17 protein-coding genes are annotated in these 18,764 nt (G+C 60.7%); 4 read left to right on the top strand and 13 right to left on the bottom strand.

The features are described from left to right. Positions 1-74: 74 nt before the first annotated feature. Together GGQ85_RS07315 and GGQ85_RS07310 are read left to right on the top strand one after the other, a co-directional pair. Positions 75-680 carry a DUF1134 domain-containing protein gene (locus tag GGQ85_RS07315; protein ID WP_309773952.1) on the top strand — a complete coding sequence of 202 codons (606 nt, stop codon included), beginning with the start codon at positions 75-77 and terminating at the stop codon, positions 678-680. 191 nt (positions 681-871) lie between these two features. Further along, positions 872-2,143 carry a coiled-coil domain-containing protein gene (locus GGQ85_RS07310; protein WP_079445665.1) on the top strand — a complete coding sequence of 424 codons (1,272 nt, stop codon included), beginning with the start codon at positions 872-874 and terminating at the stop codon, positions 2,141-2,143. Positions 2,144-2,215: 72 nt separating this feature from the next. On the opposite strand, the gene argF is transcribed toward GGQ85_RS07310, so the two are convergent. Next, the gene (gene argF / locus GGQ85_RS07305) at positions 2,216-3,142 is read right to left on the bottom strand and encodes an ornithine carbamoyltransferase (protein WP_079445664.1); all 927 of its coding nucleotides are present in this window, start codon (positions 3,140-3,142) and stop codon (positions 2,216-2,218) included. Further along, entirely contained in the window at positions 3,139-4,350 is a 1,212-nt protein-coding gene (locus GGQ85_RS07300) for an aspartate aminotransferase family protein (RefSeq protein ID WP_309773951.1), read from the bottom strand. Before GGQ85_RS07300 ends, argF begins: the two co-directional genes overlap by 4 nt. 455 nt (positions 4,351-4,805) lie before the next feature. Between GGQ85_RS07300 and GGQ85_RS07295 the strand changes: the two genes are divergently transcribed. Further along, positions 4,806-5,312, top strand: coding sequence for a GcrA family cell cycle regulator (locus GGQ85_RS07295; protein WP_079445663.1), 507 nt, complete (start codon positions 4,806-4,808; stop codon positions 5,310-5,312). A 249-nt stretch (positions 5,313-5,561) separates the two neighbouring features. Here the strand turns inward: GGQ85_RS07295 and phoB are convergent, their stop codons facing one another. From phoB to GGQ85_RS07245, 10 genes are all read right to left on the bottom strand, one after another. Next, positions 5,562-6,266, bottom strand: a complete 705-nt coding sequence (gene phoB / locus GGQ85_RS07290) for a phosphate regulon transcriptional regulator PhoB (RefSeq protein WP_079445662.1) — start codon at positions 6,264-6,266, stop codon at positions 5,562-5,564. 21 nt (positions 6,267-6,287) lie between these two features. Further along, positions 6,288-7,004, bottom strand: a complete 717-nt coding sequence (gene phoU, locus GGQ85_RS07285; protein ID WP_079445661.1) for a phosphate signaling complex protein PhoU — start codon at positions 7,002-7,004, stop codon at positions 6,288-6,290. A 33-nt stretch (positions 7,005-7,037) separates the two neighbouring features. Further along, positions 7,038-7,856: a phosphate ABC transporter ATP-binding protein PstB gene (pstB, locus tag GGQ85_RS07280; RefSeq protein WP_079445660.1), complete on the bottom strand. Its 819-nt coding sequence runs from the start codon at positions 7,854-7,856 to the stop codon at positions 7,038-7,040. Further along, a complete protein-coding gene (gene pstA, locus GGQ85_RS07275) occupies positions 7,853-8,698 on the bottom strand; it encodes a phosphate ABC transporter permease PstA (protein WP_079445659.1) in 846 nt (281 codons plus the stop codon). Before pstA ends, pstB begins: the two co-directional genes overlap by 4 nt. Before the next feature lie 82 nt (positions 8,699-8,780). Beyond that, positions 8,781-9,770: a phosphate ABC transporter permease subunit PstC gene (gene pstC, locus GGQ85_RS07270; RefSeq protein ID WP_309773979.1), complete on the bottom strand. Its 990-nt coding sequence runs from the start codon at positions 9,768-9,770 to the stop codon at positions 8,781-8,783. A gap of 127 nt (positions 9,771-9,897) precedes the next feature. Then, positions 9,898-10,923: a phosphate ABC transporter substrate-binding protein PstS gene (gene pstS / locus GGQ85_RS07265; protein WP_079445658.1), complete on the bottom strand. Its 1,026-nt coding sequence runs from the start codon at positions 10,921-10,923 to the stop codon at positions 9,898-9,900. A gap of 125 nt (positions 10,924-11,048) precedes the next feature. Continuing rightward, the gene (locus tag GGQ85_RS07260) at positions 11,049-12,401 is read right to left on the bottom strand and encodes an ATP-binding protein (RefSeq protein WP_244553402.1); all 1,353 of its coding nucleotides are present in this window, start codon (positions 12,399-12,401) and stop codon (positions 11,049-11,051) included. Then, positions 12,382-13,437, bottom strand: a complete 1,056-nt coding sequence (locus GGQ85_RS07255) for a putative bifunctional lysylphosphatidylglycerol flippase/synthetase (RefSeq protein ID WP_079445685.1) — start codon at positions 13,435-13,437, stop codon at positions 12,382-12,384. Before GGQ85_RS07255 ends, GGQ85_RS07260 begins: the two co-directional genes overlap by 20 nt. A gap of 129 nt (positions 13,438-13,566) precedes the next feature. Beyond that, a complete protein-coding gene (locus GGQ85_RS07250; protein ID WP_309773950.1) occupies positions 13,567-13,893 on the bottom strand; it encodes a hypothetical protein in 327 nt (108 codons plus the stop codon). Positions 13,894-13,897: 4 nt separating this feature from the next. After that, positions 13,898-15,289 (bottom strand): OmpA family protein, encoded by a 1,392-nt coding sequence (locus GGQ85_RS07245; RefSeq protein ID WP_309773949.1) that lies wholly within the window; start codon positions 15,287-15,289, stop codon positions 13,898-13,900. 260 nt (positions 15,290-15,549) lie between these two features. Between GGQ85_RS07245 and GGQ85_RS07240 the strand changes: the two genes are divergently transcribed. Further along, positions 15,550-16,608 (top strand): polysaccharide deacetylase family protein, encoded by a 1,059-nt coding sequence (locus tag GGQ85_RS07240; RefSeq protein WP_079445655.1) that lies wholly within the window; start codon positions 15,550-15,552, stop codon positions 16,606-16,608. 129 nt (positions 16,609-16,737) lie between these two features. Here the strand turns inward: GGQ85_RS07240 and GGQ85_RS07235 are convergent, their stop codons facing one another. Then, complete coding sequence (locus GGQ85_RS07235) at positions 16,738-18,516, bottom strand: EAL domain-containing protein (RefSeq protein WP_374708855.1); 1,779 nt, start codon at positions 18,514-18,516, stop codon at positions 16,738-16,740. Positions 18,517-18,764: the final 248 nt, after the last annotated feature.

Below are 18,764 nucleotides of genomic sequence, written 5' to 3'. Positions count from 1 at the left end.
GCCGCATCCTACGAACCTGCATCTCAGCATCGGGTTAAGGACGCAGTGACAAGTTGCTACTTGGGGTGCTTTTCATGACTCTTATTTCGCGCCTTGCAGCGGTCGCGCTCGCTGCGGTGATGTTCGGGACTGTGCCGGCCTCTGCCCAGCAATCGGCGCCTTACCGGGCACAGCCGGCACAACGGAGCAGCGGTCCTGGCACCTATTCGTCGGATGAACTTCTCACATCCGGAACCCGGTTCTTCGGCAACGTCTCACGCGGGCTCGCCTCGGTCATCGAACGTGCGGTGAGCCAATGGGGCCTGCCGAACGGCTACATCCTCGGCGAGGAAGGCTCGGGGGCCTTTGTGGCGGGGCTGCGCTACGGCGAGGGCACCCTCTACACCAAGAATGCCGGTGACCTGAAAGTCTATTGGCAGGGGCCATCCGTCGGATTCGACTGGGGCGGCGACGGCGCCCGCACCATGACGCTGGTCTACAACCTGCCCGCCACAAGCGCGATCTATCAGCGTTTCGCAGGCATCGACGGTTCCGCCTATATCGTCGGCGGCTTCGGAATGACGGCGCTGACCGCAAACAACATCGTGCTGGTGCCGATCCGCTCGGGTCTCGGACTACGGCTCGGCGCCAATATCGGCTATTTGAAGTATACGCCCCAAGCGACCTGGAACCCGTTCTGACGTCCAGCGAATATCCGCAGAAGGATGCGGTCTTGCATCAAAGTAGGCGCACGTTACTGACTGAAAGCATTTTCTTGCGACTATTCCGCTTGGTTGGGAAACCGATTGAGGCGTAGCGCTGGCCTTTCACCGGCCACCCGTGGCATGGTAACCAGATCCCTAGCGCCTTTCCGGGTTGTGGAGCGTTGCCCATGGTCGAGCCGATCATGTATCTGGCGATCGGTTTTCTAATTTCGATGCTGTGCGGACTGATGGTCATGCCGCTCGTGCACGACCGCGCAGTCCGCCTCACCATCAAACGCATGGAAGCCGCTACCCCGATGTCGATGGCTGAAATCCAGGCCGACAAAGATCAGTTGCGTGCCGAATTTGCGATGTCGGCGCGGCGGCTGGAAATGAGTGTCGACCAACTCAAGAGGAAGGTCGCCAGCCAGTCCGCTGAGCTCGGCAAAAAGGCCGACGCAATCAACCGCCTGAAGGTGGAGCTCGGCGAGAAGAACGCGAGGATATTCAGTCTAGAGGGACGCGGGAAAACGGCAGGGGAGCGATTGCAGTCAGCCGAACAGGAGCTTGCCACCAAGGCGGAAATGTTGCGGAGCGTCGAGCAGACCCTCGCCGAGCGGCAAAAGGAACTCGGGCGGCTTCGCCAGGACTTGTCGGACCGCTCGTTGACTGCCGAAGGCCGGCAAGCCGAACTGTTCGTCGTACGCGCGCAGATCGAGCGATTGCAGAGCCGCCTCAACGATATCGAAAACGAACTCGCCGCTACGAATACACTACTCGAGCAACAGCGCGGCCAAACAACAGTCGCGGCCAGGGAGCGCGACGAGGCACGCAAACACGTCGAGAATCTAAGCCAGCGCATCGTCAAGATTGACGGCCAGCTCATCGACAAAACCAAGGACGCGGAAAGGCTCGGCGGTCGGGTCAGAGAACTCGAAGCCGACTTCGCTGCGCAGACCACGGCGCTTGCCGAGCGAAATACGAAGAACAGTGAGTTGCGGCGAGTCAAAGCTGCCGCGGAACGCGCCAACAGTGAGTTACGCGACGAGATTGCGTCGCTAAACGGCGGTAAGTCTCCGCTCATCGATGGGCTGCGCAACGAAATACTGGCGACCGAACGGGCGCTGCGCGCTGCCCACGACGAGCGAACCAAATTGCAGCGCGACATCAACGTGCTCCAGCGTCAGGCGGAGTCCGGTACGGTCGAGCAGATGGAAAACGCGCTGTTGCGGGAGCACATTAATGACATCGCCGCCGAAGTCGCGAGGCTGGCCATGACCATCGAAGGGCCGGATTCCCCGATCGAAGCCATCCTGACGGCAACAGCTACGGGTCCCGCCAAAGCCACGAAAACGGTCAATGGCTCGGCGGGTAACGGAGCGATTCCGGTTAGCACGCTGGCCGACCGCATCCGTGCTCTGGAATCTCATGCCCCCCGCGCGGGACGCCGGCCGGGCTAGCTCGCGTTACATCAGGCTTGGCCGCCTCCTTAAATTGGCCGCCTCCTTAAAACACCGGCCGAAACCGCTCCGCTATCCCGCCGCGTGGAGACACCAGGCCAGAATGCCCTTCTGCGCGTGCAGCCGGTTTTCGGCCTCGTCGAACACCACCGACTGCGGTCCGTCAATTACCTCGTCGGTGACCTCGTCGCCGCGATGCGCCGGCAGGCAGTGCATGAACAGCGCGTCCGGCTTTGCGAGCCGCATCAGCTTTGAATTGACCTGGTAAGGCTTGAGCAGATTGTGACGGTGCTCGCCGTCTTTGTCGCCCATCGACACCCAGGTGTCGGTGACGATGCAGTCTGCGCCGCGCACCGCCGCTTCCGGATCCGTGACGAGCCTGATCGGCGCGCCGCTCGATCTGATCCAGTCCTTCAGCAGCTTGTTCGGTGCAAGCTCCGGCGGAGTCGCGATGTTGAGATTAAAGCTGAAGCGCTCCGCCGCGTGCGCCCACGACGCCAGCACGTTGTTGTCGTCGCCGGTCCACGCCACGGTACGGCCCTTGATCGGCCCGCGGTGTTCCTCGAAAGTCATCACGTCGGCCATCACCTGGCAGGGGTGCGATCGCCGCGTCAGTCCGTTAATGACGGGCACGGTTGCGTGGGTCGCCAGTTCCGTCAGCGCGTCGTGGCTGAGGATGCGGATCATGATGATATCGACGAAGCGTGACAGCACCTTCGCGGTATCAGCGATGGTCTCGCCGCGTCCGAGCTGCATTTCGGCCCCGGTCAGCATGATCGCCTCGCCACCGAGCTGGCGCATGCCGACGTCGAACGACACGCGGGTGCGTGTCGAGGGCTTGTCGAAGATCATCGCCAGCGTCTTGCCTTCGAGCGACCTGTCGGCGATCCGGCCCTCCTTGCGTCGCTTCTTCATCGCGACGCTGGCGTCGAGAATCGCGCGCAGTTCCGTCCTCGGCACGTCGAACAGATCGAGAAAATGCCGTGGCGCCTTGCTCATTGCGCGGCTTCCTTCTTGGCGGATGCGCCGGACAGCCTGACGCAGGCCCGCTCCAGCCGCCGCACCGACTCCTCGATCTCGGCGTCGCCGATGATCAGCGGCGGCAGCAAGCGCACAACATTTTCGCCGGCGCCAACGGTCAAGAGCTTTTCCTCACGTAGCGCGCTGACCAGATCGCCCGATGGGACCACGGCCTTGAGGCCGATCAGAAGCCCCTCGCCTCGCACATCGCTAAGCACATCGGGATATCGATCGACGACCGAAGCCAGCTTCTGTTTCAAAAGCAGCGACATCTTTCGGGTCCGCTCGAAGAAGCCAGGCTCAAGCATCACGTCGAGCACGGCATTGGCCGCCGCAACCGCTAGCGGATTACCGCCAAAGGTCGAACCGTGCGAGCCAGGCGTCATGCCGGAAGCGGCTTCCGCGGTCGCAAGACAGGCGCCGATCGGAAAACCGCCGCCGAGCGCCTTCGCCAATGACATCACATCCGGCGCAACGCCAATGCGCTTGTAGGCAAAGAGATCGCCGGTACGCCCCATACCGGTCTGCACCTCGTCAAAAACCAGCAGCAGGCCGCGCTCGTCGCAAAGCTGACGCAGCGCTCGGAAGAACGCGTGGGGCGGCTCGCGCACGCCACCTTCGCCTTGCAACGGCTCGATCAGGATTCCGGCGGTCTCAGGACCGATCGCCTTCTTTACGGCTTCGATATCGCCGAGCGGCACTTGGTCAAAGCCGTCCGCCGGCGGCCCGTATCCTTCGAGATATTTTTTCGAGCCGGTGGCAGCCAGCATCGCCAGCGTGCGACCATGGAAGGCGCCTTCAAAGGTGACCATCCGATAGCGTTCCGGATTGCCCCTGTGGGCATGATAACGGCGCGCGACCTTGATGGCGCACTCCACCGCCTCTGCGCCGGAATTGGCGAAGAAGACGAAATCGGCAAAGCTCTGGTCGCAGAGCCGTGCCGCCAGACGCTCGCCGTCGGGCGATTTGAAAAGGTTCGAGACGTGCCAGAGCTTTGCCGCCTGCGCCTGAAGCGCGGCGACGAGATGCGGGTGACAATGGCCAAGCGCATTCACGGCAACGCCGCTGGTGAAATCGAGATAGCGTCCGCCGTCGGAGCCAAGCAACCAGGCTCCCTCGCCGCTCTCGAATGAAAGATCGGCCCTTGCGAAAACGGGCAATAGATGAGACGCCGCTGCTGTAGTCATGACGATTTGCCGGTTGATGGGAAGCGGAACGGCTCGGCTGCGCTGTGGCGCGACCAACGAACTGTCAGCCCCGGAAACGAAATGTGCCGCCTTTCAAGGCGGCACGCGACGGTTATTCTAGGTGCACGGCGATTACTGTCAATATTCCACTTGTGCTTCGGTGATGCGGGAAAGTCGCAGAATGAGCCGATTCTCTCATTTTCTTGCAGAACATGTGGACGCCGTAAGGCCCGACTCTTGCGCGTGAGTCACGGCATATTGTAGCCTTAGGCTTGTCGAATACGACATCTCGTGCGGCGTTTTGATCCTCGATCGGTCCCTGTTCTCAGCGTAAGCGCCCGGGCGTTTTCCCGCCCGGCGAGGGTTAAGGGATTCTGCCGACACGAGTTTCTCAGGGGGCGCTTCAGGTGCGCGGCCTTGCGGGGGGCACGCCTTAAACAAGGGAACAATGTGCGATGACGGTGATAACCTGGACCGACGACCGTGTCGAACAACTGAAGAAACTTTGGGAAGCGGGACTTTCCGCAAGTCAGATCGCCGCCGAACTCGGCAACGTGACGCGTAACGCGGTGATCGGCAAGGTGCACCGGTTGGGTCTATCGGGCCGCGCCAAGAGCCCTTCGTCAACGGTGCCGCGGCCGCGCAAGGCCCGTCCGGCCCAGCACATGATGCGGGTGTCCCGCCCTGTCTCCCGGGGAAATACCGCGCTCGCGCAGGCCTTCGAGATTGAACTCGAGCCAGACCCGATCGCCTACGACAATGTCGTGCCTATGAGCCAGCGGCTATCACTACTCGAACTCAGCGAAGCCACTTGCCATTGGCCGGTTGGCGACCCCTCGAGTCCGGAATTCTTCTTCTGCGGTGGCAAGGCTCTCACCGGCCTGCCCTATTGCGCGCACCACTCGCGCATCGCCTATCAGCCCGCCGCCGACCGTCGCCGCCAAGCGCCGAAGGCGCGGTAATCACAGCGTAACTTCAAATCTCGTCATAGCCAGGCTTGAGCCGGCCATTTCGTTTTGCGTCCAAGCAGATCGTAGATCTGCGGGAAGCCGCGGTTGACGCTCTATAGCGTTTTCGAGTGAAGTCGATGCCGGTTCGCGTGAAGGAAACGCGTCAAAACAACATCAAGACCTTCGTTTCTGATTCAATCAAAAACAAAATGCTCTAGCGCAGCATCACGACGATTATCGACGCTGTTCAGCTATCCCCGCTTACTCAGTCGCGCTCGCGAACTGCTCGTCCAACGCGTAGCCTGCACCACGCACCGTGCGGATCGGATCCGCCTCACCACCCGGACTGAGCAGTTTACGCAGTCGTCCGATGTGAACGTCGACGGTGCGCTCGTCGATATAGACGTCACGGCCCCAGACGCTGTTGAGCAATTGCTCGCGGCTGAACACCCGGCCGGGATGCTCGAGAAAAAACTCCAACAGCCGATACTCGGTCGGGCCAAGATCGATCGAACGACCGGAACGCGCAACGCGGTGCCTATCGCGGTCGAGCTCTAGGTCGCCAAAAATCAGGATCGATGCCAGCCGCGCCGGACTCGCGCGCCGCAGCAGGCTTTTTACCCTCGCCAGGAGCTCCGGCACCGAGAACGGCTTGACCACGTAGTCGTCGGCGCCGGTCGCAAGCCCCCGCACCCGCTCGCTCTCCTCGCCGCGAGCGGTGAGCATGATGATCGGAAGCTGCTTGGTTTCGGGACGCGCCCGCAGCCGGCGGCATAGCTCGATGCCGGACAGGCCCGGCAACATCCAGTCCAGCACCACAAGATCGGGGATGCGCTCTTTCAGCCGCGTATCCGCCTCATCGCCCCGCGTTACCGTTTCGACCTCATAACCTTCGGCTTCAAGATTGTAACGCAGCAGCGTCGTCAACGCTTCCTCGTCTTCCACTACCAGAATGCGTGCACCCATCGTGTCTCGCCTGATCCCGTTTCAGTTCTGTGGAGTCGCCGATGCGAAACCAGTCATATCCCCCTTGGGACGCTTGTCGAGAATCTGCTGACCCTCGATCATGTAGAACACCGTCTCGGCAATGTTGGTGGCGTGGTCGCCGATTCTCTCGATGTTCTTGGCGCAGAACATGAGATGAATGCAGAACCCGATGTTCCGCGGATCCTCCATCATGTAAGTCAGGAGTTCGCGGAACAAAGAGGTGCAGATAGCATCCACCTCCTCGTCCCCCTTCCAGACTGCCATCGCCGAAGGCAGATCGTGCGCCGCATAAGCGTCGAGCACCGACTTGACCTGGGACCGCACGAGATCGGTCATATGTTCGAGACCGCGGATCAGTTTCAGCGGGCGGAAATCGCTGTCGATCGCAACCACGCGCTTGCCCATGTTCTTGGCGAGATCGCCGATGCGCTCCAGATCGATAGCAACTCGCATGGCGCCGACGATCTCGCGCAGATCCACGGCCATCGGTTGTCGCCGAGCGATAGTCAGCATGGCGCGTTCCTCGATCATGCGCTGCAGCTTGTCGATTTCGGCATCGGCGGCCACGACGCGAGCACCCAATGCAACGTCGCGGCGGATCAACGCGTCCAGGGATTCCACGATCTGCCGTTCAGCCAGTCCGCCCATTTCGGACACCAGCCGCGTCAGCTCCTGGAGGTCGTCGTCGAACGCCTTGGCGGTGTGTTCGAAAGCCATATCAAAATTCTCCTCGCGTCTCCGCAGGCAGCCTCAGCCGAAACGGCCGGTGATGTAATCCTGGGTGCGGCGATCTAAGGGCGATGTGAACAGCTTGTTGGTCGGACCGAATTCGATCATCTCGCCGAGATACATGAACGCGGTGTAGTCCGATACGCGCGCCGCCTGCTGCATATTATGGGTAACGATCGCAATCGTGTAGTGCCTTTTCAGCTCATCGATCAGCTCTTCGATTTTGGCCGTTGAGATCGGGTCGAGAGCCGAGCACGGCTCATCGAACAGGATCACCTCGGGCCGCACCGCAACGGTCCGCGCGATGCACAGGCGCTGCTGCTGACCACCGGAAAGGCTGAGTCCGCTCGCATTGAGCTTGTCCTTGACCTCGTTCCACAAGGCGCCGTCCCGCAGTGCCTTTTCCACCCGATCGTCCATTTCCGATTTCGGCAGCCTCTCGTACAAGCGGATGCCAAACGCAATGTTGTCATAGATCGTCATCGGAAACGGCGTCGGCTTCTGGAACACCATGCCGACCCTGGCGCGCAAAAGATTAAGATCGAGCTTGGGGTCCAGGATGTTGGCGTCGTCCAATAACACGCGTCCTTCGACGCGCTGGCCGGGGTACAGGTCGTACATGCGGTTGAAGATGCGAAGCAGGGTCGATTTTCCGCAACCCGAGGGGCCGATGAAAGCCGTCACGCGGTTGCCGGCGATCGACAGGTTGACGTTCTTTAGCGCATGATGCTGGCCGTAATAGAAATTGAGGTTAAGAGCGTCGATCTTCACCGGAATGACCGGATCAATCACCGGCGGTGGAGCAGCCGAGCCTGAGGCGGCGACGGAACCGTGGGTCATTTTGCGATCCTCTCAGAACCCATCAACCTCGCAATGATGTTCAGCGCCAGTACCGCCAAGGTGATCAACAGCGCGGCGCTCCACGCCAGTTCTTTCCAGTAGACGTAAGGGCTCTGCACGAAGTTGTTGATGGTGACAGGAAGGTTAGCGACCGGGTTGGTCAGGTCCATGCTGAAGAATTGGTTGCTCAAGGCGGTGAACAGCAGCGGCGCGGTCTCGCCGGCAACGCGCGCGGTGGCAAGCAGCACGCCGGTGATCAGGCCGGTTCGCGCGGCGCGATAGGCGATGCGCTTGATGACGAGCGAGCGCGGTAAGCCGAGCGCGGAGGCCGCCTCGCGCAGCGAGTTCGGCACCAGGCTCAGCATGTCCTCGGTGGTGCGCACCACGATCGGAATGACGATCACGGCGAGCGCTAGTGACCCCGCGAGTGCCGAGAATCCTCCCATCGGGACCACCACCGCGCCGTATACGAACAAACCGATGATGATTGAAGGCGCACTGAGAAGGATGTCGTTGATGAAGCGAATGACCGGCGCGAGGCGATCGTGCTTGCCGTATTCCGCGAGGTAGGTGCCCGCAAACATCCCGATCGGCGCACCTACCCCCACACCTATCACCGTCATGATGATGGAGCCGACAAGAGCGTTCAGCAGACCGCCTTCGGACGCGCCGGGCGGCGGCGTGTTCTGGGTGAAAAGCTGCCAGCTCATCCCGGCGAGACCGTTATAGAACAGCGTGAACAGAATGAGCCCGAGCCAGGAGACACCGAATGCGGCGGCAACAAAGCAGAGGGCGCGGACGATAACATCTCGACGGCGGCGGGACGCATAGATCGGATTCATGGCTTGACCTGAACAGGCATAATCGCTGGACAAACGAATTCGTTTGTCGGGAAAAACCGGGTTCCGTTCTTCCGTGCCATGCCTATTTCCCTGCCTTCTTCTCCAACCGCAACAGCAACAGCCGCGCTGCGGCGAGCACAAAGAACGTCAGAACGAACAACAGCAGACCGAGCAGCATCAGGCTCGACTGATGCAAGCCGTCGCTCTCCGCGAACTCGCTGGCGATCGCTGCGGAAATCGTCGTGCCGGGCGCGAAGATCGATGGCGAGATGCGGAACGAGTTGCCGATAATAAATGTCACCGCCATCGTTTCGCCGAGCGCACGGCCGAGCGCCAGCATGGCGCCGCCGATCACGCCAACGCGCGTATAGGGCAGCACAACGTGCCAGACGACTTCCCAGGTGGTGCAGCCGACGCCATAGGCCGCCTCTTTCAGGACGGGCGGCACGGTTGCGAATACGTCACGCGAAATCGCGGTGATGAAAGGCAGCACCATGATCCCGAGGATCAGCGACGCGTTGAACAGGCTCAGATACGACGGCGGACCACCGAAGATCGCACCAAGGACCGGCACACCTTCAAATAGGTCTATGAAGAAGGGCTGCACCGTGTTGGCGAGGATCGGACCGAGGATGAAGAAGCCCCACATGCCGTAGATGATCGAAGGAATGCCCGCGAGCAGCTCAATCGCCATGCCGATCGGCCAGCGCGCCCACAGCGGGCACAGCTCGGTAAGGAAAACAGCAATTCCGATTCCGACCGGGACAGCGATCATCATGGCGATGACCGAGGTCAGGACGGTGCCGTACACCGGACTCAGCGCGCCCAGCACCGGCGGCTCGGCGGACGGCGCCCAGCGCTGCGTCGTCAGGAACCCGCTTCCATACTCCACAATCGCAGGCCAGGATCCCACGACCAGCGAAATGATGATTCCGCCAAGCAACATCAGAACGAGCATCGCGCTGATGCGCGTGGTCCAGTAGAACGCGCGATCCCCGAACCTGAATGCGTTCAGAGCGCGGGTTCGATCATAGCGGTCCGCCGACTCCACCGCGCTGCCATGAAGGGCTATTTCCGTCACGCCTATTCCTATGTCCTGTATGTCTCGCAAAGCATCATGCCCGGGATACGGAGACAGCTTTTTTGCACCAGTCAAAAACTAGTGGAGGAGCGCTCTGGCGCTCCTCCACTACCCAAGATCAGCTTTTGATCTCGGAGGTCCAGGTTTTCTTGATTTGCTCGACGACCGAGTCCGGCATCGGAATGTAGTCGAGTTCCTCAGCCATCCTGCCGCCCTTCTCAAACGCCCATTTGAAGAACTTGATGGCTTCAGCGGAGGCCGCCTTGTCGGCCGGCTCATTGTGCATCAGGATGAACGTCGCGGCTGTGATTGGCCAGGAAGTCTCGCCCGGCTGATCCGTCAGGATGACGTAGTATCCCGGCGAGTGAGCCCAATCGGCGCTGGCGGCCGCGGCCTGGAAGGAAGCGATGGTCGGCTGCACCGCCTTGCCGGCCTTGTTGACGAGCGCGACATAAGTCAGCTTGTTCTGCTTGGCATAGGCGTATTCGACATAGCCGATCGAGTTCTTGGTCTGGCCGACATTGCCGGAAACCCCTTCATTGCCTTTGGCACCGACACCCGCCGGCCATTCGACCGCGGTGCCCTCGCCGACCTTGGACTTCCACTCCGCGTTCACCTTGGACAGATAGTTGGTGAAATTGAACGAGGTGCCTGACCCGTCCGAACGATGCACCACCGCGATCGGAGCCGAAGGCAGCTTGACGCCCGGATTGAGTTTCGCGATCACAGGATCGTCCCACTTCGTGACCTTGCCGAGATAGATATCACCGAGCAATTCGCCCGAAAGGACCAGTTCACCAGGCTTCACGCCCTCGACATTCACGACGGGTACGATCGCTCCCATCACCATCGGCCACTGCACAAGACCATCCTTCTCGAGCTTGTCGGCCTTCAGCGGCGCGTCGGTCGCGCCGAAGGTCACCGTCTTGGCAAGAATTTGCTTGATGCCGGCGCCCGACCCGATCGACTGATAGTTCAGACCGTTGCCGGTCTCTTTCTTGTAGGCATCAGCCCATTTGGAATAGACCGGAAACGGGAAGGTCGCGCCCGCGCCAGTGACATCGGCTGCCTTCGCCGGAACCGAAAAGACAGCCGCAGAGGCGACGACGAGGCCAGCGGCGGCGATGACCCGGAAGAAATTCATGCGCGATCTCCCTCGCATTGAGCAGAGAGCGCGGTTGCGCTCATCGCCCCTTCTAGGTACGGCCGATGCTGCTTTTACGACAGTTTGACGACAGTGGCATGACACATCCAAGCATCTGAAACTATTTAATTTTCAGCTTCCGTCGCGTTCTGCGCCTGTGGAAAACAAGCGGTAAAGCTCGCGCCATGACCGGGCACGCTCTCGATCAGGAGCCGACCGCGATGACGGTTGAGAATATGTTTCACCAAGGACAGGCCGAGGCCTGTGCCGCCTTGAGCCCGGCTGTCGCCGACGTCGACCCGATAGAAGCGTTCGGTAAGGCGCGGCAAATGCTCAGGCGCGATGCCAGGACCGAAATCCCGCACCACCACCCGGAATTCCGGCGCGCCCTCCGGCGAGACGCCGAGCATCGACGACACCATGACCCTGCCGCCGGACGCGCCATATTTCAGCGCGTTCTCGATCAGGTTCTCGAATAGCCGCAGCAGCTCCTCACGATCGCCGCAGATCCGCACCGAGGCCTCGGGCAATGCGACCTCGATCTCGACATGACGCTCCGCCGCCAGCGGCTCAAGTCCGTCGACGACCTCTCGTACGATCGGAACAACATCGACAATCGTCTCTGGACGCACATGCGCCGACAGCTCGACCCGCGACAGCGACAAGAGATCGTCGATCAGCCGTGCCATCCGCGCCGCCTGCGCGTGCATGATGCCAAGAAACCGCTCTCGTGCCCGGGCATCCTCGCGCGCAGGACCTTGCAGCGTGTCGATGAACCCCGAGAGCGCAGCGAGAGGCGTGCGCAACTCGTGGCTCGCATTGGCGACGAAATCGGCGCGCATTTCCTCGACCCGGCGCAACGGCGTCTGATCGTGAAACGTCAAAAGCATGCAATAGTCGACGCCACCGAATGCAGTCGGCACCGGAATCGGCGTGATGATCAATTCCATCCACCGATCGACCGGAACAGGATTGAGATAGGTCGTCCGCCGCGATTCCCGGGTCGCAATCGCCTCACGCAACGCTGTGACGATCTCAGGCGCTCGCAGTGCGAACTGCGCGAGCTCGCTCCGGCGCAACGCCGGTACGAGCTGCGCCGCCGCGGCATTGAGATGGATGACGCGGCCGACCCTATCGAGCAGCACGTTGGGATCCGGCATACCGGCAACGATGGCATGTGCCACCTCCGTCTCGACCGGATTGGCCCAGAGTTCGGTTTCGCGCGAGGCATCCGGATCCTGAACCTGCCAGGGCACCAGCGCCGCACCGGTGATGCAGACAAAGGCAACGATGGCGCCCAAAGGCTGCAAGCCGCCGAACACAACCAGTGCGGTCAAAACAAGCCCGGCAACGAGCAGGATGAGCGCGGAGCGGCGCAACCGGTCCGGCCAGGATGTGGACCTCGCACCGGGCCCTGAGACCCGGGAGGCGTTTGCTTCCGCAGCCGCTTGAGTGCTGTCAGGCGCCAGAATCGCCATGCTCCCCCAGATAGGGCAGTTTACTGTCGGGTCCAGCTTTCGATCCGGTCGGCGCCTTACCCACGCGTCTCATTCGCGCGCTGACAAAAACTTCCCGAAACGTGAGCAAGATTATGGAAATGGTGAAGGGCAAAACATAATAGAACAGCCGGAACAACAGCATCCCGGCCAGAAGATCCTTCTTCTCCATCTGCCACAGGCCGATCAGCATGGCAGCGTCGAACACGCCGAGCCCCCCGGGCGAATGACTTGCAAAACCCAGCAACGTCGCGGACACAAAAATCACCGCGACAACGACAAAGCCGACATTGGGCTGGTGGGGAAGCAGCACGTACATCGCGAGTGCGCAAAATCCCAGATCGACGATTCCAATAAAAATTTGCAGCAGCGTCAGCCGACTGCCCGGCAGAACCACCGTCCATGCCCCGCTACCGACGCGACGCGGCCGGATCCCAACCCAGATCACATACCCGATCAGTGCAAGAATGATCGCGATTGCGATCAGCCTATTGAACACTGGCGGAAGCTGATCAATGCTCGTCGCCGCCTCGGGGTGGTAGGCGATACCAAGTCCGAGCACGGCGGCATTGCCGAGCCAGAAGGTGAGACCCGCCAGAAAGCAGACTTTTGCGACATCGACCGCATTCAACCCCCAAGCGGAATAGATGCGATAGCGCACCGCCCCGCCAGTAAACACGCTGGCGCCGACGTTGTGGCCAACCGAATAGCTGGTAAAGGCCGCGAACGCCGTGACGCGGTAGGGGACATGAGTGACCCCGATGGTCCGCACTGCAAACAGGTCATAGAATGTCAGCGTGAAATAGCCCGCGGCAACGAACAGGCCCGCCAACGCGATCGAGCTCCACTCGGTCCGCTTGATGGCCTCCATCACCTCCTCGACATCGATGTCCCGGAGAATATGGAAGAGCACGTAGAAAGCGGCCGCGATAACAGTGACGCTGATCGCCACACCGAGCTTGTGCAGGATTCGTTTCCGGCGCAGAATCGAGATCGCTCTGCGTATTAATCCAAGCATCGAGAACCTCGAAATGCGGTCCACGGCAACGTCGTGCCTTTCCGCATTCATTCACGGGACATGGTCGTAGCGTGTTTTGGTTCCTAGTGGAATTCAGCCGGCGTCAACAAATCCCTTAATTTCAACACATCAGAGTGTCTCGCCAGAGTGTTCCGTCGATCCCCCGGACGCCGCCTGACGCGAGACTACCCCCTCGCGCAACCACGATCCGGCCGCGCAACCTGCAAGATAGACTCCGAGCATCACCAGTCCAAGGTCAAGCCAATAACCGAACCGGCCGGGAACAACGTGCATGAAAGCTGCCACAATCAGCGCTAAGACCAGAGCCGATAGCCACCGCGCAGTTGGTTTTGAAACTCCCCGCCCGCGATGCACCACCGCAATCCAACCCATAGCAAGGCCAAGCAGCAACGATACAATGAGCCAAACCCAGTGAAATCCTGCCAGGTAGACCATATCTTTACTGCCTCACAATGAAATCAATGCGTCGATTCTTCGCTTTGCCCTCGTCGGTGTCATTGGTGGCAATTGGCTGAGCGCTGCCGAATCCGATCGGCCTGAATCGACTGGCAGGCAATCCGGCTTTCACCAGAAAGTCCACAACCGCCTGCGCGCGTCGTTCAGACAGTGTCTGGTTAAATGACGCATCACCGTCACTGTCGGTGTGTCCCACGATCTCGATTGTGGCCGTCGGGCAACGCAGCGCGGTTTCCGTCAATTGATCGAGCAGGCCGATCGAATCGAGCTCCAACGTCGCCTGACCGGTTTCAAACTGAATGGTGCGCTTCTCCAGAAGTTCACCGAACAGTTGCTGACACACCGTCGGATCGACCGGGGCTGCCGGCGGCTTGACCGAAATTTCCATTTTTGCCTCCCAGCCACGAGGTAGATCCTTGGGCAAATTAGCGCGGATTTGCCTTTCGGCCGGGTCATATAGCGCGTCGCCGGAGAGATCGACGCTCCGATCAGAGACGACGAGTCTCCCTGTCGACAGACGCGACAAAGATCGCAGCGCCCGCGTGACGACGGCATCGAAGCCTGCCGGCGCACCCAGACTTGCCTTGAGCTTATCGATGATTTTCTCGCCGAATTTGCGGCCCGCGGATGCAACGATCGTGGCATGAATCGCATTGTCGGGCACATACCCCGTCAATATCAGCGTCCCGGCGACCGGATCCTTGTTGGCCTCGAAGACATATGGCGGGGCGTGAATATCGTTGGCGACCGAGTATCCGTCAGGCAAATTCTTCAGCGCCGAGGCGATTGCCTCGCGTCCGCCAAGTTCACGCGCCATACCTGACAGATTCACCGTTAAATCCGAAATCGTTGCCTTGCCGGTCTTGAGCTTGCCTGTCTCACCGATAAGTAGTGTCGCTGCGGCTTCAAATCTCGGCGGCGCCCCGCGCTTTAAATCCATGTGATCAGCGATGTCGATGCCGGCAAACGTTGCACGCGCGGCGTCCAGCAGTTTGTTCTTGACCACCGGCAACGGCGCGTTTCCGCCGAGCGTTACCCTTCCGACCTCCCGTTCGATGGTCCAGACAAACGGTTTGGCTTCGGCGACGAGCGCGGTGCGATCGTTGACCCGTCGCACACCCGGGACCGTCTCTACCGAGGCCACCGCGTTGCTGCGTTCCTGCTCCGAAAACGCCTCGGCGGAGAACATAATGTCGCGCCCGGCGGCGCTGATCGTGGTTTTATCGAGAACGCTGTCCTTGAGTACGGCGGCGGCCTGCTCGCTCAGATCGGCTTCCAGCGGACCCGTTGTCGTCCAAGCGGCTAGCCCCCAAAGAACGATGAGCGGGATGACACCCGGCCACCACTTGCTGCTCCATCTGAAAAATCCGCGCATTCAATATCCTGTCGCGCAAAATCGGCTGCCGACGGACCGGATCATGCAATCCGCTCCAGCTTTTGAAGCGCGCACCGGGTAAAGCCGGACGCGATTCGGTCGGCCGCGCGTGACGAAATGAAGAGAAAACAAACCCTTGCCGGACTGTCAAACCGAAATGAAATGGAGGCCTCATCAGCGACGGACCGAAGGGATAACCGTTTCTTCAACCGTTTCCGACTAAGATTTGGTCAACAGCAGGGACTGGCCGATCACTTCAAATGAAGCAGCTCCGCAACACCGTCATTCGGGCCGGATTGGATGCCCTGTATTTCAGCGGCGCTCATCACCTGCTGCGGCCGATCTTCGCAGGCGTCGGAACGATCTTCATGCTGCACCATGTGCGGCCGCGCCGAAATGCTCCGTTCCAACCCAATCATCACCTGGAAGTGACTCCGGAATTTCTGCGCATGATCCTGGCCCATGTCCGGTCGCGCGGAATCGACATCGTGACCGCGGACGAGATGCATCGCCGGTTGAGCCAACGCGACTTCTCGCGACGGTTTGCGTGCTTCACCTTCGACGATGGCTACCGCGATAACCGCGACTTCGCACTGCCCGCAATGCGCGAATATGACGCGCCGTTCACCGTCTATGTCGCGAATGATTTCGCAAACGGAACCGGTCACCTCTGGTGGGTAGCGCTCGAACGGGTCATTGCCTCCACCGAGCGGATCGACAGCACGATCGGTGACACCGCCATACGTCTCGATACCCGCACAGTCGAACAAAAGCAGGGAGCGTTCTCTCTCATTCACGATCTGCTGCGTGGGCTGCCGGACGACCGCGATGTCGCGCGCGAACTGGATGGGTTGTGTGCACGCTATAGCGTCGATGAATCCATCATCAGCGCGGAGCTGTGTCTATCCTGGGACGAATTGAAAGCGTTCGCCACCGATCCGCTGGTCACGATCGGCGCTCATACCGTCAGTCACTGCAACCTCGCAAAGCGAAGCGAGGAGCAGGCCCTTCAGGAGATCACCTTCAGCCGGACACAGATCGAAGCTGTCTTGCAGCGTGCGGTCGTCCATCTCGCCTATCCCTACGGCGACCGTGACGCCGCGGGAGTGCGCGAGTTCGCTATGACCAAGGCGGCCGGTTTCAATACTGCGATCACGACGCGACCGGGCATGATCTTTCCTGAGAATGCGGAGCATCCGACCGCGCTACCGCGAATTTCCCTCAACGGAAACTATCAGACTGCCCGCGTCCTTCCGGTGCTGACGTCGGGCGCTGCCACCGCCCTGTGGAATGGATTCCGTCGCGTTGACGTCACCTGAGGCTTGAAGACGTTGTGCTCAAGCGTGCCTATTGGGATGAACACATCTCGTCACACATCATCGCGGTGCATTCCGATCTTCCCGACAGAAGCGAAGAGGCAGCATCTGCTTCATTGCGAATAAAGGATTTCAGTTCGCCGCCGGAACAGCCGCCGGAACGTTCCATGGCCGCGTCGGCGAAGCGAGGCCGATCAGCCTACCCTGGATGTAGTCGCAGCCCCAGTCGCGCAGCATGGCGGCGGATTGCTCGTCCTGAACCCACTCGGCAACCGTCCTGATATCGAGCCGCCGCGCGAGATCGATCAGCGTCTGCACGAACGCCCGGTCGTCGGAGGAGCGCGCGAGGTTGTGCACGAACGCGCCGTCGATTTTGACGATATCCACGCCGAGTTTGCGCAAGTTCCGGAACGAGGTGTAGCCGGCTCCGAAATCGTCGATCGCAATGCGACTGCCCAAGTTCTTCAACCGCGTGACGAATCGTTGGACGTCGTCGATATCCTGTATCGCCGCAGTTTCGGTAATCTCCACGGTCAGGCGTTCGGCCACGCCGGGATGCGCACCCATCAGTGCTTCGATCGCTGTCCACCAATCAACGTCCATGGTGGTCTCCGGCGAGATATTGAGGCTGAGCCGGACGTGGGGCGCTTCCGCGAGCTCGGCGATGACAAGCTCCAGCACGCGATGATCGACCAGACGGATCAGACCGAGCTTCTCCGCTACCGGCACGACATCAGGCGCGAGCAGAACCTGACCGTTCTGCTGCTGCATCCGGACCAGGCACTCATAAAACGCCGTTTCACGCGTGCGCGCGTCGACCACCCGCTCGAAAGCGGTGAGAATACGGCGCTCGTTCAATGCGGTGACGATCTCGTCGGTAACCCTGATGTTGATTCGACGCTGCGCGTCGCGCTCAATATCGGGTCGCCACACTGCGAGCGAACCGCTACGGCGACTTTTCGCAGCCTCGAGGACTTCCTGGGCGCGATTGATCGCTTCATCAGCGGTCCGAGCATAACGCGGAGCCAGAACGGCGCCGATCGAGGCGGTGACCGAAACGGGGCCGGATTTGGTCATCACGATCTCTTCGCGGATGCCCGCCAGAAGGCGTTCGGCCGCGACACTCACGTCGTCCAAACCGCAGTTCTTCAGGATCACTCCGAACTTGTTGCCGGAGAAGCGGCCAAGAACGTCGCCGCCGCGCAATCGCGCCCGGATGCGCCTGGCGACATCGCCGATCACCTCGTCGGCGACATCGAAGCCGAAAGCATTGTTGATGCGCGCGAGGTGATCGATCCCGACCATCATGAACGCAAACGACGAGCGGTAGCGCACGGCTTCCTCGATCGCTTCGGCGAGAGCCGCCGTCAGATACGTGCGATTAAGCTCGCCGGTCAGGGCATCGTTCCGGGACAGACTGATAAGCCGCTCGTCCCGCGCCCGCCGCTCATTCTCAAGCCGCACGATACCCTCGACGCGCACCGCCTTGCCATCGGCGTCGGCGAACCAGCATCCGGACTCCTCAATCCACAGCATCGGCGCGGAGGCACTGGCGCGCAGTCCATATTCGATGCGATAGGGCACTCCCTCCCCACAGCGCTGCCGGGCGGTTGGCGTGGCTGACAAAATATCGACACGGATCGATCCTGACGGTTCGATCAGAGCTCCATACCCGTTTCCGGTAGCAAGCGAGGGCGGGTCGATGTCCTGAAAGATCGATGCCGCTCCCTCGGTCCAGGTCAGGGAATCGCTTGGAATATCCCAAGTAAACGCGGCCCGACCCAGCGCCGCAAGAATCGCCGGCACCCGGGGTTCTTGAGTCGCTCGGGGCAGGGCCGTAGGCGCGCTGGCGGCTTGTGACGCATCAGCGCCGGACGAGGGATTGACTGCCGGTGAAATGGCGGATGTCACGGTCGCCTCATTTTAGGACGCTGCCAAGTGATTCCCATCTTAAAGAATAGAGCGTCCCGTCCCGGACACGCTAGGTAAAGTTCATAAAACAACCCTAAAGATCACCATTTCCAACCCAAATGCGTTTCCTTCCCAAGGAAGCGGTCCCGGCACAGCTTTTGCGATAGTCGTTGCGAGCACGGGCACAATGTCCCGGAACAACACATTCACACAGGCTGCATCAACGATGACGATCGCAGGAACGGGCC

Origin of the sequence: Nitrobacter vulgaris, from assembly GCF_031453995.1 — a bacterium.
GTDB classification, from domain to species: domain Bacteria; phylum Pseudomonadota; class Alphaproteobacteria; order Rhizobiales; family Xanthobacteraceae; genus Nitrobacter; species Nitrobacter vulgaris.
This window is presented reverse-complemented; position numbering and strand designations above follow the sequence as displayed.

Coding starts and splice junctions, on each gene's coding strand:
- pstB (WP_079445660.1), bottom strand. CDS start 7,856: ATGACCCACGGTTCCGTCGCCGCCTCAGGCTCGGCTGCTCCACCGCCG.
- pstA (WP_079445659.1), bottom strand. CDS start 8,698: ATGAATCCGATCTATGCGTCCCGCCGCCGTCGAGATGTTATCGTCCGC.
- GGQ85_RS07255 (WP_079445685.1), bottom strand. CDS start 13,437: ATGCTTGGATTAATACGCAGAGCGATCTCGATTCTGCGCCGGAAACGA.
- GGQ85_RS07245 (WP_309773949.1), bottom strand. CDS start 15,289: ATGCGCGGATTTTTCAGATGGAGCAGCAAGTGGTGGCCGGGTGTCATC.
- pstS (WP_079445658.1), bottom strand. CDS start 10,923: ATGAATTTCTTCCGGGTCATCGCCGCCGCTGGCCTCGTCGTCGCCTCT.
- GGQ85_RS07295 (WP_079445663.1), top strand. CDS start 4,806: ATGACGGTGATAACCTGGACCGACGACCGTGTCGAACAACTGAAGAAA.
- GGQ85_RS07260 (WP_244553402.1), bottom strand. CDS start 12,401: ATGGCGATTCTGGCGCCTGACAGCACTCAAGCGGCTGCGGAAGCAAAC.
- argF (WP_079445664.1), bottom strand. CDS start 3,142: ATGAGCAAGGCGCCACGGCATTTTCTCGATCTGTTCGACGTGCCGAGG.
- GGQ85_RS07310 (WP_079445665.1), top strand. CDS start 872: ATGGTCGAGCCGATCATGTATCTGGCGATCGGTTTTCTAATTTCGATG.
- phoB (WP_079445662.1), bottom strand. CDS start 6,266: ATGGGTGCACGCATTCTGGTAGTGGAAGACGAGGAAGCGTTGACGACG.
- GGQ85_RS07250 (WP_309773950.1), bottom strand. CDS start 13,893: ATGGTCTACCTGGCAGGATTTCACTGGGTTTGGCTCATTGTATCGTTG.
- GGQ85_RS07300 (WP_309773951.1), bottom strand. CDS start 4,350: ATGACTACAGCAGCGGCGTCTCATCTATTGCCCGTTTTCGCAAGGGCC.
- GGQ85_RS07315 (WP_309773952.1), top strand. CDS start 75: ATGACTCTTATTTCGCGCCTTGCAGCGGTCGCGCTCGCTGCGGTGATG.
- GGQ85_RS07240 (WP_079445655.1), top strand. CDS start 15,550: ATGAAGCAGCTCCGCAACACCGTCATTCGGGCCGGATTGGATGCCCTG.
- phoU (WP_079445661.1), bottom strand. CDS start 7,004: ATGGCTTTCGAACACACCGCCAAGGCGTTCGACGACGACCTCCAGGAG.